A 430-nucleotide genomic window follows, 5' to 3' on the forward strand; every position below is an offset into this window, starting at 1 on the left:
GAAGGTACCGTTAGTGTCTGTCTCGAAGTCACCGTTGTGATTGAGGTTGTTGATATCCAGTTGCAGGGTGGTGTTGGAGGCCGAGGCATTGTTTAGCGCCACTGTCCAGATGAGCTCCTCGTTGTCACCCTCGGTGACTGTGGTCTCGTTCGTGGTTATCGCGTTGACAACAGGGGCACTCTCATCGTCCTGCAGGGTGGCTTTACCTGAAAATACATACTGGGAGCCATCAATATTCACCCGCAGTGACAGTTGCTCACCGGGATCATACCTCTCATCATCAATGGGTTTGGCGAATACCCGGATCCCGGTCTGTCCGGCAGGTAAGGGGACATAGAAATTGGCCCCGGAGGCTCCGTAGCTGACTGGGAATAAACCGTCGGTCCGGTCTGGATTGGATAACTGATTGCCCTCCAGGTCAGTGACATAG

The 430-nt window shown here is 53.7% G+C and carries 1 protein-coding gene; it reads right to left on the bottom strand.

Features of this window, described 5'->3' with window-relative positions:
• A partial coding sequence (locus A8L45_RS24905) for a hypothetical protein (RefSeq protein ID WP_175402090.1) occupies positions 1-430 on the bottom strand: 430 nt, incomplete at both ends.

Origin of the sequence: Veronia pacifica, assembly GCF_001707825.1 — a bacterium.
In the GTDB taxonomy this organism is placed as follows: domain Bacteria; phylum Pseudomonadota; class Gammaproteobacteria; order Enterobacterales; family Vibrionaceae; genus Veronia; species Veronia pacifica.